Genomic DNA, 13,034 nt, shown 5'->3' with positions numbered 1-13,034 from the left:
CGAAATACTTAGAAGTGGACGAAGCAATCCCGGTAGAAAGCACTCGATCAGATCGCGAAAGGTGAGCACCCGTCACCTCGAAGATGAAACACTTAGAGAGATTGTCTGATGGGGAAGAAAATTTTTCGATTGCGCATCACCTCCGCCTTGGTGGGCATCATTCTGATGGCGTCATCTTGCTCTAGCGGGGACCGGGAAAACTCAGTTTCCGCACAGGAGGTGTGCGGCGGGCTGGCAGAGAAAGCCGCCTCAGCCGTGAAAGAAATTACAGAGGCAGAGAAATTCAGAAAAGATTCTGCCGACGACGAAGGGAAGTTCGCGGACCTCCTCTTGTCCGACCTGAAGGAAGAAAGAACAGGAAAGAGGAGAGAGTTCTGCCGAGTCCACCCTACAGAAGGGAAAGGAACACCTGTTCCACGCATTCATTTCGAAATAATCAGTCGAGACAACATCCCTCCTGACAGAAAAACGGCGGTCGTCGGCGAGAAGGATTTCCCGTTTGCCCTACGGGCGACTTCGACCTACACCTCCGCTGAAATATATTTCGAGTGTCGCTCAAGTAGCGAAAGAAGAAACAGCAGAGAACACCCTGTAGTGCACGGAAAACTTTCCTACGGCCCTCGGCTCGTTGGGGGCGAGGGTGGTTTGAAATCAATTCAATTGCACATGGACATACTTCAGCATGTGGCTCGCAATGTCGCGGGTGAATTGGGATGCGATGGTCACGGGGGCATCCCGGAACCGGATGATCCTAGAGGATGAAAGGCGGAAATAGAGAAAGACGAGTTCAAGGATATCGGTAAGTCTAGCGCCGCATCCCCTCTCTCCGCCTAGCCTACGCAAAGGCTCATGGCATTCCCAGCGACGATCCATGGTTTGCAGAGCGCAGAAGGTTCATAGAACTCTACTACGGTAAGTAACACGGGAGATGAAGGGTGAAGTTGAGTGGACAACAACATAGGAACACTCTTCTCAAGGAAGGTGTTGACCGTATTCGCTGCGGCATCCCTCGCCATAGTTTCGGGATGCACAGGGGGAGAGGAAGGAAGAGTCGAAGCGAAATCAACCTGCGGCGAGCTGTCCGATATCGCAGCCACAGCGCTGGCTGAAATTACAGGGGGGAAACGCTTTCCCGCTTCATCTCAAGCAGACGCGAAGAAGTTCGCTGAAGAATTCCTCGCAACCGAAGGGAGCGACGAAGAGGATTCACGCGTTTTCTGTAAGATACCCAACCCAAAGGGTGACGATTTCCCCAGCCCAGAAGTAAAATTCACGCTTTCCAGTGAGGAGGAAATCCCACCGCCGGTTGAAAAGGGATTGGCTGGAGAGAGTAATTTCCCTGTAGCTCTTCGATCCGTGAGCGACCCCAGAGGATCTGACATATACTTTGAATGTCACGCACCATGGACGAAAGGCAAAGGCGTCTCTACTGTGATCCGCGCTGAACTTGATTACGAGAAAACCAGCAGGGCCGGCCTGAAGACACTGAAGAGAAACATGGATTTTCTTCAGTACGTAGCTCGCAATGTTGCCGGGGAGTTGGAGTGCGAGAACCACGGAGGTATTCAGAAGAGGACTGAGCCCTGGTGAACTTCTGAAGTGCGGGGGTTCAGAAGCAGTTCCAGGAGGCCGGCTCGGCGGCGCCTCGGAGGCCAGGGCGGTCAGGAGCGGCGGTGGAGGAGGCGGCCGGCGAGGACCGTGGCGAGGCAGTGGCCGTCGGCGGCGTGGACGGCGAAGTCCGCGCGGGCGCCCGCGGAGAGGGCAGCGGGGCGGGGAGCGGCCAGGACGGTCAGGCCCGAGCGCTGGACGGCGGTGCGTACCGAGGGGCGGGTGAAGGGGCCGACGACGGAGGTGACGCCCTCGCGCAGGAGGCGCTGCAGGCCTCGGCGGGCGCTGTGACCCCAGCGCGCCTCGTCCATGGGGAGGGTGGCCAGGGCGGAGCCCGTGAGCGGTTCGGTGTCGGGGATGCCGGGCAGGCCCACCTCGCGCGGGTCCGGGTGGTAGGCGGCCTCCAGCCACGCCACCGCGTCCACCGCGCAGCGGCCGGGGGCCAGTTCGCCGGGCCAGTGGCGGACGCGGGCGGCCGGGTACGTCTCGGCGAGGGAGCCCGCGGGGCCGATCGCCGCGATCCGGTCGCCGGAGACCGCCACCGCGTGCCCGTCCAGACGCTCGCCGTCCCCGGTGAGGCGGACGGCGAGCGGGACGTGGATCGTCAGCACGGGATCGCGGGGGCGAGGGCGCTCAGCCGGCGTCGATGAGCTTCAGTTCGGGGTGCGCGGTACCGCCCTCGATCGCGGTGGAGGACAGGTGGGAGACGACGCGGTCGTCCACCGGGTCCTTCGCCGGGTCGTCGTGGACGACCAGATGCTCGTACGTGGTCGAGCGCTGCGCCGGGACGCGTCCGGCCTTGCGGATGAGGTCGATCAGCTCCATGCGGTTGGAGCGGTGCTTCGCGCCGGCCGAGGAGACGACGTTCTCCTCCAGCATCACCGAGCCGAGGTCGTCCGCGCCGTAGTGCAGGGAGAGCTGGCCGACCTCCTTGCCCGTCGTCAGCCAGGAGCCCTGGATGTGGGCGACGTTGTCCAGGAAGAGCCGGGCGACGGCCAGGATGCGCAGGTACTCGAAGATCGTGGCCTGGGTGCGGCCCTTGAGGTGGTTGTTCTCCGGCTGGTAGGTGTACGGGATGAAGGCGCGGAAGCCGCCGGTGCGGTCCTGCACGTCGCGGATCATCCGCAGGTGCTCGATGCGCTCGGCGTTGGTCTCGCCGGTGCCCATCAGCATGGTGGAGGTGGACTCCACACCCAGCCGGTGTGCGGTCTCCATGATCTCCAGCCAGCGCTCGCCGGACTCCTTCAGCGGCGCGATCGCCCTGCGCGGGCGCTCGGGGAGGAGTTCGGCGCCGGCTCCGGCGAAGGAGTCCAGGCCGGCGGCGTGGATGCGGCGGATCGCGTCCTCCACCGTCACGCCCGAGATCCGGGCCATGTGCTCGACCTCGGAGGCGCCCAGGGAGTGGATCACCAGCTCGGGGAAGCGCTTCTTGATCGCCGAGAAGTGCTCCTCGTAGTACTCCACGCCGAAGTCGGGGTGGTGGCCGCCCTGGAACATGATCTGGGTGCCGCCCAGCGCCACGGTCTCCTCGCAGCGGCGCAGGATGTCGTCCAGGTCCCGGGTCCAGCCCTTGTCCGTGTCCTTGGGGGCCGCGTAGAAGGCGCAGAACCGGCAGGCGGTCACACAGACGTTGGTGTAGTTGATGTTCCGTTCGATGATGTACGTGGCGATGTGCTCGGTGCCCGCGTACCGGCGGCGGCGCGCCGTGTCGGCGGCCTGCCCCAGTGCGTGCAGCGGGGCGTGCCGGTAGAGCTCCAACGCCTCCTCCGCGCTGATCCGCCCGCCCCCGGCGGCGCGGTCGAGTACGGACTGGAGGTCGGCGTTATCGGTCACCGGGCGGTCCTCTCGGGCTTGGCGGTCGGGTCGGTCGGGCCTGGCGGCCGGGCCGGCCGGTGCGCGGCGGCACGGCGTCCGATCCAGCGTACGCCAGTGCCCGGGCGGCCTTTCGGCAGGTCAGTCCGCTCCGGCCGGGCGGGGCCGGGGCAACGCGGCGGCCGGGGCGGCGGGGTACGGCCTCAGCTCAGGAGTTCCACGCGCACATCGGCCGGGAATCCGGTGGTGGGCCCGGTCCGGCGGGCGAACTCGGCGATGCCACCGAGCTGTTGGGGGCCCAGCCGGAAGTCCAGGGTGGTGAAGTAGCGCTCCAGCAGCTCGGCGTCGAAGGCCTCCCAGCGGGCCGCCTGTTCGGCCACCTTGCCGACCTCCTCCAGGGACAGGTCGCGGGAGTCGAGGAAGGCCCGGTGGACCTCCCGCACGGTCTCCGGCTCGCGCTCCAGGTAGTCGCGGCGGGCGGCGAAGACGGCGAAGACGAACGGCAGGCCCGTCCACTCCTTCCACATCAGCCCCAGGTCGTGGACCCGGAGGCCGAGCCGGGGCGCGTCGTGCAGGGAGGCGCGCAGTGCGGCGTCGCCGATCAGCACGGCGGCCTGGGCCTCCTGCATCATCAGGCCGAGGTCGGGCGGGCAGGTGTAGTAGTCGGGGGCGATGCCGTGGCGCTCCGCGAGCAGCAGCTGGGCCAGCCGCACGGAGGTGCGGGACGTGGAGCCGAGGGCGACCCGCTCGCCGTCGAGGGCGGCCAGCGGCACCTTGGAGACGATCACGCAGGACATCACCGGGCCGTCGCAGCCCACCGCGATATCCGGCAGCGCGACCAGCCGGCCGGCGTTGCGGAGGAATTCCACGAGGGTGACCGGGCCGATGTCCAGATCCCCGTTCACCAGCTGTTCACTCAGTTTCTCGGGGGTGTCCTTGGTGAGCTCCAGGTCCAGCAGGGTGCCGGTGCGGGCGAGTCCCCAGTACAGGGGCAGGCAGTTGAGGAACTGGATGTGCCCGACGCGGGGCCGCCTCCGCAGGGGCTCGGCGACGGGCTGGTCAGCGTCATTGGTGTCCACCTCGCGAGGCTATCCCCGCAGGTCCGCTCCGCCTCCTCGGGGGTGCTCACCCGGACGGGCGCGCCGGAGCATGATCACCCTTCCCCTCCGGTGGGCACCGTGCTACGCTCACAGCAAGTTGCAGTTTGGTTTCCCTTGCAGTACAGAGCCTGCGGAGCATGTGACCGCGGGCTCTCGTCGTTTTCAGAGTTCTTCACTGGCTTCTGGAGCAGGGCAACCCTTATAGGCCCAAGGAGGGCTTATGGCTACCGGAACCGTCAAGTGGTTCAACGCCGAAAAGGGCTTTGGTTTCATCGCTCAGGACGGCGGCGGTCCCGATGTGTTCGTTCACTACTCCGCGATCAACGCCAACGGTTTCCGTTCCCTGGAGGAGAACCAGGCGGTCACCTTCGACGTGACGCAGGGCCCGAAGGGTCCGCAGGCGGAGAACGTCACCGCGGCCTGAGTTGCCCGGCTCGGCCAGACGCCCTGGCCGTGACGGCGTAGCGTCCGCCCGTGAGGGCGGTACGGCGCCGGCAGACGACCGGATAAGCAGTACCCAAGGAGCCCCCGTCACGACGGGGGCTCCTGCCTTTCCCCGCACGGCTGCCTCTCCCCGCACGGCTCCGGCGTCGCCGGCCCGGTTCCGGCGCCGCTCGGTGCGGTGGCTCGGGAGGGGACGCGACGGGCCCCGGCGGGCTCCCGGATTCGGGAGCCCGCCGGGGCCCATGGCCGTTGTGGCCGACCGTCGCGCGGGAGCCGGTCAGGCGGTGGCGGGGGTGGGCTCGCCGCCGCGGCGGTCTCCCGCGCCTGCGGCGGGGACGGTCCCGCCGGCGTCCTCGGTGCCGTCGAGGTCGTCGATGTCGAAGCTGCGGGCGCGGCGGAAGGCGTCCAGGTCGAGGATCCTCTCCCGGGCCGCGACCACGACCGGGACCGCCGCCTGGCCGGCGACGTTGGTGGCCGTCCGGATCATGTCCAGGACCGGGTCGATCGCCAGCAGCAGACCCACGCCCTCCAGCGGCAGGCCGAGGGTGGACAGGGTCAGCGTGGTCATCACGGTGGCGCCGGTGAGGCCGGCGGTGGCGGCGGAGCCGATGACCGAGACGAAGGCGATCAGCACGTAGTCGCCGACGCCGAGGGAGATGCCGAAGATCTCCGCGACGAAGATCGCGGCGAGCGCCGGGTAGACCGCGGCGCAGCCGTCCATCTTGGTGGTGGCCCCGAACGGCGCGGCGAAGGAGGCGTACTCCCTGGGCACCCCGAGCCGTTCGATGGCCTTCTGGGTCACCGGCATGGTGCCGACCGAGGAGCGGGAGACGAAGCCCAGCTGGATGGCGGGCCAGGCCCCGCGGAAGAACTGCAGCGGGCTGACCCGGGCCGCCAGCGCCAGCAGCAGCGGGTAGACGCCGAACATCACCAGCAGGGAGCCGATGTAGACGTCGGCGGTGAAGGTGGCGTACTGGCCGATCAGGTCCCAGCCGTACTGGTCGATGGCGCGGCCGATCAGGCCGAGGGTGCCCAGCGGGGCCAGGCGGATGACCCACCACAGGGCCTTCTGCAGCAGGGTGAGGGCCGACTCGGAGAAGGAGAGCAGCGGTGCGGCCTTCTCCCCGATCCGCAGGGCGGCGACGCCGGCGACGGCGGCCATGAAGACGATCTGCAGGACGTTCAGCTCGGTGAACGGCGTGATCACGTCGGTGGGGATGATCCCGGTGAGGAAGTCCAGCCAGGAGCCCGCCTGTTCGGGCCGGGCGCCGTCCTTCGGGGACAGTCCGGTGCCCGCGCCCGGGTTGGTGAGCAGACCGATGGTCAGGCCGATCCCGACGGCGATCAGCGAGGTGGCCATGAACCACAGCAGGGTGCGGCCGGCCAGCCGGGCGGCGCCCGAGACGTTCCTCAGGTTGGTGATCGAGACGGTGATGGCGAAGAAGACCAGCGGGCCCACGGCCAGCTTCAGCAGCTGGACGAAGGTGCCGCCGACCTTGTCGAGGGCGGTGCTGAGCCAGGCTACGTCGCCGCTGCGGGCGACCCAGCCCAGCAGGGCTCCCAGGACCAGGCCGAGGAGTATCTGGGCCCAGAAGGGGATTCTGGCGAGACCTGTGCGGCGCTTCGGCGCGGCGGGCTCGCCGGCCGCGGTGTTCCCGGCGGTCGGGGCGGACTCGCCGGGCGCGCTGGATGGCGTGTTGGAGGACACGGACACACTCCGGTGGGACATGTGGCGGGGACAGGGTTCTTCTGGTTCTCGGGGGTTGTGCGCGTTCCATGCGTACGTCGAGGACTCGACGGTCCCGGAGAACCCGGGAAGAGGGAAGAGGGCGCCGGAGGGATCCGGCCGCCCAGTGCCGCGTCAGTCAGGGTTCGCCCGATAGCAAGGCGTCCTGGCGCGTGCGATCGCAAGGCGGTCGGAAGCCGCATGTAGTCGTCCTACCTGGGCTTTCGACCAACGCAGCATGGGGGCGCCCCCGGCCGGAGGCTGGGGGAGGCGGCGAGCGGGGTGAACCCTGACTGACGCGGCACCGGGTCGCGCGGGACTCAGCCGATGCGACAGGCCGCGGACAGGCAGCGGCAGAGGTCGACGTGCAGCCGGGCCACGAGCATCGTGCTCCTGGCCTGGGGAGTGGTGCGGGCTGCGGTAGTCATGGTCCTCACGCTAACACCGGGCCCGGGGGCCTCCCGGGCGGAACGGTTTCCGCCGACGCACAACGCCCCGGCGGGGAAAGGCATTCCCGGCCGGGGCGTCATGAGGGGGTGTGACGAGGGTTACGCGGCCCGGAGCGGCGTGACGGGCGCAGGAGCGGCCCGGCGACCGGTCAGGTCCGCCTCGCCCGCCCGCTCCGCGCTCCCACAGGGCCCGGGCCCTGTGGGCCCGGACCTCCCGAGCCCAGCCCGGTCCGCGCTCCCCCGGGTTCAGTCCTCCTGACTCTGGTTGGCGGCCAGCTTCCGCTTGGCCCGGTCCACGCGCTCGGCGATCTGCACGGACATCTCGTCGCGCTGCCGGCGCAGCAGCACCAGGCTGAGCGGCGCGGAGACGACCATGGCGAGCATCAGCAGCCACAGCGGGTTGGCCTTGCCGATGGCCTCGGGCAGTACGCCGACGTAGGCGAGCACCGCGACGACCACGAAGCAGGCGAGGAAGACGCCCAGGCGCATGGCCGTGTAGCGGAGCGTCGCGTGCGGCGTGCGGCCCGGCACCGTGCCGGACGCCGTCCCGGAGGCGGCGTCCGAAGTGGCGTCGGAAGCGGCGTGCGGTGCCCTGTTCGTGTTGCCGGTCTCCGATGTGCTGGTCACGGTGGTGGGTCCTTTCGGCGTGGCCGGGTCAGCTGAGCCGGAGCCACATGGTGATGTCGTCCCGGAGGTCGTCGTCCGCGACGCGGATGGCGTCGGGCACGCGTCCGACCTCCTTGTAGCCGCACGAGCCGTAGAAGTGCTCCAGCCCGAGCCCGCCGCGGCAGGTGAGCCGGATGCCGCGGATGCCGTCCATGCCCCGGGCGGCCTCCTCCACGGCGGCCATCAGGGCCCGTCCCTCGCCCCGGCCCTGGCGGTCGGGGCTCAGCATCACGGTGTACAGCCACACCCAGTGTCGCATCAGCCGGTGTGTGTTCGGCATCAGGAAGGCGGTGCCCGCGACCCGGTCCTCCTCGTCGTACGCCGCCAGCAGCCGCGCCCGCCCCTCGGCCATCGCCGTGAGGTGCCGGGCCAGCTCGGGCCGTACGTCCTCGGCGGTCACCGGCGGTACGAAGCCGACGGCGCCGCCCGCGTTGGTCACCCGCGCCCACAGGTCGCAGACCCCGTCGGCCAGTCGCCGGTCGACGGGAGGGTCGAGTACGTACCGCAGCGTCATCGAGCCGCCCTCACCGATGTGTTCCGCGTCACGTCCGCCGCCGGGTCACAGCCGCATCGGCTGCGGCGAATCGCGCCGCGCCGGGTCCGGGCCGTCGTACTCGCGGACGATCTCGTAGCGGGTGTTGCGCTCGATGGGGCGGAAGCCGGCGTCGCGGATCAGCTCCAGCAGGTCCTCGCGGGTGAGCTTGTCGGGGGTGCCGTAGTTGTCCGCGTCGTGGGTGATCTTGTACTCGACCACCGAGCCGTCCATGTCGTCCGCGCCGTGCTGGAGGGCGAGCTGGGCGGTCTGCACGCCGTGCATCACCCAGAAGACCTTCACGTGCGGCACGTTGTCGAACAGCAGCCGCGAGACCGCGAACGTCTTGAGCGCCTCCGCCCCGGTGGCCATGGTGGTGCGGGACTGGATCCGGTTGCGGACCTTGCCGTCCTTCACGTCCACGAAGTCGTGCTGGTAGCGCAGCGGGATGAAGACCTGGAAGCCGCCGGTCTCGTCCTGCAGTTCACGCAGCCGCAGCACGTGGTCGACACGGTGGCGGGGCTCCTCGATGTGCCCGTACAGCATGGTGCAGGGCGTCTTGAGGCCCTTGGAGTGCGCCAGGCGGTGGATGCGCGACCAGTCCTCCCAGTGGGTGCGGTGGTCGACGATGTGCTGCCGCACCTCCCAGTCGAAGATCTCCGCGCCGCCGCCGGTGAGCGACTCCAGTCCGGCGTCGATCAGCTCGTCGAGGATCTCGGAGGCCGACAGGCCCGAGATCGTCTCGAAGTGGTGGATCTCGGTGGCGGTGAACGCCTTCAGGGAGACGTTCGGCAGGGCCTTCTTCAGCTCCCGCAGCGAGCGCGGGTAGTAGCGCCAGGGCAGGGTGGGGTGGAGGCCGTTCACGATGTGGAGCTCGGTGAGGTTCTCGCCCTCCATCGCCCTGGCCAGCCGCACGGCCTCCTCGATGCGCATGGTGTACGCGTCCTTCTCCCCCGGCTTGCGCTGGAAGGAGCAGTAGGCGCACGAGGCCGTGCACACGTTGGTCATGTTCAGGTGGCGGTTGACGTTGAAGTAGACGACGTGGCCGTTCTTGCGGACGCGCACCTCGTGGGCGAGGCCGCCCAGCCAGGCCAGGTCGTCGGACTCGTACAGGGCGATGCCGTCCTCACGGCTCAGCCGCTCACCGGCGCGGACCTTCTCCTCCAGCTCGCGCTTGAGCCCAGCGTCCATGCGTCGCCGCCTCCTTGTTCCTGTCTGCGGGTTGCGGGTCCTGCGGGGCCGTCCGTTGCGGGCGGCCCGTTGAGCCTACGCCTGCCCCGCCGCGCCCCGGGCGGGGCCCCGGGGGCGCGGCGGGCCGGATCCCCGGGGTCGCGGCGGAAGCCGTCACTCCTCCTCGGTGGGCAGTACGCCGACCCGGTTCTCCCACTTGGTGGAGAGCACGATGGTGGTGCGGGTCCGCGAGACGCCCTTGGTGCCCGAGAGCCTGCGGATCGTCCGCTCCAGGCCGTCCACGTCGGTGGCGCGCACCTTGAGCATGAAGGAGTCGTCCCCGGCGATGAACCAGCAGTCCTCGATCTCCGCCTGGTCCCGCAGCCGCTCCACCACGTCCTCGTGGTCGACGGAGTCCGAGAGCTGGATGCCGATCAGGGCGGTGACGCCCAGGCCCAGGGAGGGGGCGTCCACGGTCGCGCGGTAGCCGGTGATGACGCCGGCCGCCTCCAGCCGGTTGATGCGGTCGGTCACGCTGGGGCCGGAGAGGCCGACGAGCCGGCCCAGCTCCGCGTACGAGGCCCTGCCGTTCTCGCGCAGCGCCTGGATGAGCTGTCTGTCCACCGCGTCCATGCGTCCTGGTGCCTTCCGTCGTTCGGCTGTCGTCCGGGCTGTCCGGCTGTCGGATACCGCAAGAGCTTTCCGTAATCGAATCTAAGGCATCCGTGCCCGCTGCCCTACGACTGCCCCTGTGCGCCCCCCAGCTCGCCTTCCCATCGGCGGTAGAGATCGTGCGGAACGCCCAGTGCGTCCAGCGCGCGGCCGGCGACGAAGTCGACCAGTTCCTGGATGTGGGCCGCCCCCGCGTAGAAGGCGGGCGAGGCCGGCAGCACCACGGCCCCCGCCTCGTCCAGGGTGACCAGATGCCTGAGGGTCTGGCCGCCCAGCGGCGTCTCGCGCACTGCGACGACCAGCGGGCGGCGCTCCTTGATGGTGACGCTCGCCGTGCGCTGGAGCAGGTCCTTGGACAGTCCCAGGGCGATGCCCGCCACGGCCGCGGTGGAGGCCGGGACGACGATCATCCCCCTGGCCGGGTACGAGCCCGAGGACGGTCCGGCGGCCAGGTCTCCGGCGGGCCAGTACCGCACGGTGCCGCCCGCCGCCCTCCCCCCGGCCGTCTCCGTCTCCGGGCCCCCGGGCTCGGGCACCGCCACGTCGTACGCGTCCGGGGAGCCGTCCGCCCCCCGGGCCAGCCAGCGGCGCAGGTCCTCGCGCCAGTGGGCGTCGCGGAAGGGGTGGCCGGTCTCGTCCAGCAGGGTCAGCCGGGAGGCCCGGCTGACCACCAGGTCCACGTCCTCGCCCGCCGCGAGCAGCGCGCGGATCACCGAAGCGGCGTACGGCGTCCCGGACGCCCCGGACACACCGACGATCCACGGCCGTCGCACACTGTCCCTCACGGCACCGAGCCTAACGGCCGCCGCACCGCCCTCCCGCGTCGGCCGGGGCACTCCGGACCCTGGCCGTCTCCGCCCCGAAGTAGTTGGATCGCCGTATGCCCCGTACGTCCCGCACCGCCCCCACTCCCGCCGAGCGCCCCGGGCGCGCCCCGCACGCCCTCCGCGCCGGGCACAACGGGCGCATACGCCTGGCGGTGGCCGGCTGCGCCCTCCTGATAGCCGCCTCCGCCGCCTGCCAGACCCCCGGGAGGGCCGACGCGGGGACCAGGGTCCGCCAGGCCGTCGAGAGGCTCGGCGAGTGGGAGACGGTGTCGGCCACCGTGCGCGTCGAGGCCTCGGCCGACGAGATACACGCCTTCCTGCGGCGCGAGCACGAGCGGGGCGCGGGCCCGGCGGTCTCCCGCACCGACGCGCTGCTGCTGTCCCGGATGGAGACGGCGTTCGTGTTCGGCGCGGACAGGCCGCTGAAGGACCTCGGCGGCAAGGACCGGATCGACACGGCCGCGGCCGTGAACTTCGGCAACCGGGACGTGGCCGCCTACAAGTCGGTCGGCGCCGACTTCTACGTGCGCGCCGACTGGACGCGGCTGGCGCACGAGACGAACCGGAGCCGCGAGACGGTGGTGCGGGCGGCCGGGCTGGCCCGCTCGGCGGACTCCCTGCCGCCCTCCCTCGCCGCGGCCCGGGACCTGCTCGAGGGCCGGTGGGTGCAGATGGACCCCGAGGAGTTCGACCACTTCGCGCGGGCGGTGGGCGGCAAGTACGGCGAGCGCGCCCAGCGGCTGGCCAACAGCGTGGACATCCTGCAGAGCGCCCGGGCCCAGCACCATGTGATCGGCGCGGTGCGCCGGGCGCTGGAGGACCACGCCGTCCTGCGGGAGGCCGGCCGGGCGGACGGCACCGAGCGCGTCAGGGTGACCCTCCCGGCCCGCGAGGTCGCCGACGGCCTCGCGCCGGCGCTGGCCCCGCTGGAGGAGCGTTTCGACGGGATCGGGTTCTCCTGGCTGGAGCGGGCACCGGACCGGCGGGTCACGGCGGAGCTGGCGCTGCGCGGCGGCGTCCTGTCGGGAATGACGGTGGACCTGGCGCAGTTCACCGAGGAGACGGGCGCCGGGGATGCGGAGGAGATACCGCTCACCGTGTCGTTCGCGCCCGGCTCGGCGGTACCGGTGAAGGCGCCCAGGGGCGCCAGGTGGCTGGATCCGCAGGACGTGATGGCCGCGGTGCTCTACGAGGAGCTGGGTCCGCCCCGGCCCTGATGCGCCCCGGCCGGAACTCCCGACACGTTCGGTGACGTTCTCAGGACGTACGCGGCGGCGGGACGGGCGGGCGGCAAGGCGGCGGCGCCGCCGTCACGGGCGGCGCAGGCGGTGATCGCCGGGGTCGCCGGGACCGACAGCGGTATCGAACGGGAGAGACCGGATGGTGTACGGATCGGCGGCCGGGGCTTCCCGCTCCTCACGCGCCTCCAGGGCGATGTCGGCGGGTGTGCTGATGGTGTCCTGGGTGGCCCTGCTGTGGGTGCTGGAGGCCGTCGACGTGGCCACCGGCAACTCCCTCGACCCGTACGGCATCTCGCCGCGCGAGACGGAGGAGCTGGCCGATGTGGTGCCGGCGGCGTTCCTGCACTTCGGCTGGGACCACGTGGCGGCCAACAGCCTGCCGCTGCTGGTGCTGGGCTTCCTGGCGGCCGTGCGCGGGATAGGCCGCTTCCTGGCCGTCTGCCTGACGATCATCGTCGTCAGCGGCCTCGGCGTCTGGCTCACCGCGCCGGAGAACTCCCTGACGGCGGGCGCCTCGGGTGTGGTCTTCGGCCTCTTCGGCTATCTGCTGGTGCGCGGCTTCGTCGACCGGGACGCCCTCGACATCACCGTGGGCATCACGGTCGTCCTGCTCTACGGCTCGATCCTGTGGGGCGTGCTGCCCACCGCCCAGGGCGTCTCCTGGCAGGGGCATCTGTTCGGGCTGATCGGCGGGGTGCTGGCGGCGTTCTGGTTCCGCCGCTCGGCGCCCGCCGCGCGGGTGAGTCGGCAGATCCCCTGATTCGTCTGTTTGGCCGGGCCCGCCGCG

At 70.1% G+C, this 13,034-nt stretch carries 14 protein-coding genes; 5 read left to right on the top strand and 9 right to left on the bottom strand.

Going from position 1 to position 13,034, the window contains the following annotated elements; genetic code table 11:
• Positions 1-108: 108 nt before the first annotated feature.
• Together ACW69E_RS09145 and ACW69E_RS09140 are read left to right on the top strand one after the other, a co-directional pair.
• On the top strand, positions 109-762 hold the full coding sequence (locus tag ACW69E_RS09145) for a hypothetical protein (protein WP_457497676.1): 654 nt from the start codon (positions 109-111) through the stop codon (positions 760-762).
• A gap of 183 nt (positions 763-945) precedes the next feature.
• Entirely contained in the window at positions 946-1,590 is a 645-nt protein-coding gene (locus tag ACW69E_RS09140) for a hypothetical protein (protein WP_457497675.1), read from the top strand.
• Positions 1,591-1,661: 71 nt separating this feature from the next.
• On the opposite strand, the gene ACW69E_RS09135 is transcribed toward ACW69E_RS09140, so the two are convergent.
• The 3 genes from ACW69E_RS09135 to ACW69E_RS09125 form a co-directional block, all read right to left on the bottom strand.
• Positions 1,662-2,219 carry an imidazolonepropionase-like domain-containing protein gene (locus ACW69E_RS09135; protein WP_457497674.1) on the bottom strand — a complete coding sequence of 186 codons (558 nt, stop codon included), beginning with the start codon at positions 2,217-2,219 and terminating at the stop codon, positions 1,662-1,664.
• A 22-nt stretch (positions 2,220-2,241) separates the two neighbouring features.
• Entirely contained in the window at positions 2,242-3,441 is a 1,200-nt protein-coding gene (gene mqnC / locus ACW69E_RS09130; RefSeq protein WP_457497673.1) for a cyclic dehypoxanthinyl futalosine synthase, read from the bottom strand.
• A 182-nt stretch (positions 3,442-3,623) separates the two neighbouring features.
• Positions 3,624-4,499 (bottom strand): menaquinone biosynthetic enzyme MqnA/MqnD family protein, encoded by an 876-nt coding sequence (locus tag ACW69E_RS09125; RefSeq protein ID WP_457497672.1) that lies wholly within the window; start codon positions 4,497-4,499, stop codon positions 3,624-3,626.
• Positions 4,500-4,740: 241 nt separating this feature from the next.
• Between ACW69E_RS09125 and ACW69E_RS09120 the strand changes: the two genes are divergently transcribed.
• Positions 4,741-4,944, top strand: a complete 204-nt coding sequence (locus tag ACW69E_RS09120; RefSeq protein WP_093660436.1) for a cold-shock protein — start codon at positions 4,741-4,743, stop codon at positions 4,942-4,944.
• A 297-nt stretch (positions 4,945-5,241) separates the two neighbouring features.
• On the opposite strand, the gene ACW69E_RS09115 is transcribed toward ACW69E_RS09120, so the two are convergent.
• The 6 genes from ACW69E_RS09115 to ACW69E_RS09090 all read right to left on the bottom strand — a co-directional run bounded on the left by ACW69E_RS09115 (position 5,242) and on the right by ACW69E_RS09090 (position 10,964).
• Entirely contained in the window at positions 5,242-6,693 is a 1,452-nt protein-coding gene (locus ACW69E_RS09115) for a dicarboxylate/amino acid:cation symporter (protein WP_457497671.1), read from the bottom strand.
• A 692-nt stretch (positions 6,694-7,385) separates the two neighbouring features.
• A complete protein-coding gene (locus ACW69E_RS09110; RefSeq protein ID WP_457497670.1) occupies positions 7,386-7,766 on the bottom strand; it encodes a DUF4229 domain-containing protein in 381 nt (126 codons plus the stop codon).
• A gap of 28 nt (positions 7,767-7,794) precedes the next feature.
• Complete coding sequence (locus ACW69E_RS09105) at positions 7,795-8,319, bottom strand: N-acetyltransferase family protein (RefSeq protein ID WP_457497669.1); 525 nt, start codon at positions 8,317-8,319, stop codon at positions 7,795-7,797.
• A 45-nt stretch (positions 8,320-8,364) separates the two neighbouring features.
• Positions 8,365-9,528 carry an aminofutalosine synthase MqnE gene (gene mqnE, locus ACW69E_RS09100; protein WP_457497668.1) on the bottom strand — a complete coding sequence of 388 codons (1,164 nt, stop codon included), beginning with the start codon at positions 9,526-9,528 and terminating at the stop codon, positions 8,365-8,367.
• A 153-nt stretch (positions 9,529-9,681) separates the two neighbouring features.
• Entirely contained in the window at positions 9,682-10,140 is a 459-nt protein-coding gene (locus ACW69E_RS09095) for an Lrp/AsnC family transcriptional regulator (RefSeq protein ID WP_093852066.1), read from the bottom strand.
• A 104-nt stretch (positions 10,141-10,244) separates the two neighbouring features.
• Positions 10,245-10,964, bottom strand: coding sequence for a UbiX family flavin prenyltransferase (locus tag ACW69E_RS09090; RefSeq protein ID WP_457497667.1), 720 nt, complete (start codon positions 10,962-10,964; stop codon positions 10,245-10,247).
• Positions 10,965-11,059: 95 nt separating this feature from the next.
• Here ACW69E_RS09090 and ACW69E_RS09085 point away from each other — a divergent pair, with 95 nt between their 5' ends.
• Together ACW69E_RS09085 and ACW69E_RS09080 are read left to right on the top strand one after the other, a co-directional pair.
• Positions 11,060-12,223 (top strand): hypothetical protein, encoded by a 1,164-nt coding sequence (locus ACW69E_RS09085; protein ID WP_457497666.1) that lies wholly within the window; start codon positions 11,060-11,062, stop codon positions 12,221-12,223.
• A 163-nt stretch (positions 12,224-12,386) separates the two neighbouring features.
• Positions 12,387-13,007 (top strand): rhomboid family intramembrane serine protease, encoded by a 621-nt coding sequence (locus tag ACW69E_RS09080; protein WP_457497665.1) that lies wholly within the window; start codon positions 12,387-12,389, stop codon positions 13,005-13,007.
• Positions 13,008-13,034 lie beyond the last annotated feature (27 nt).

The sequence above is a fragment of the Streptomyces sp. SS8 genome (assembly GCF_054072955.1).
This window is presented reverse-complemented; position numbering and strand designations above follow the sequence as displayed.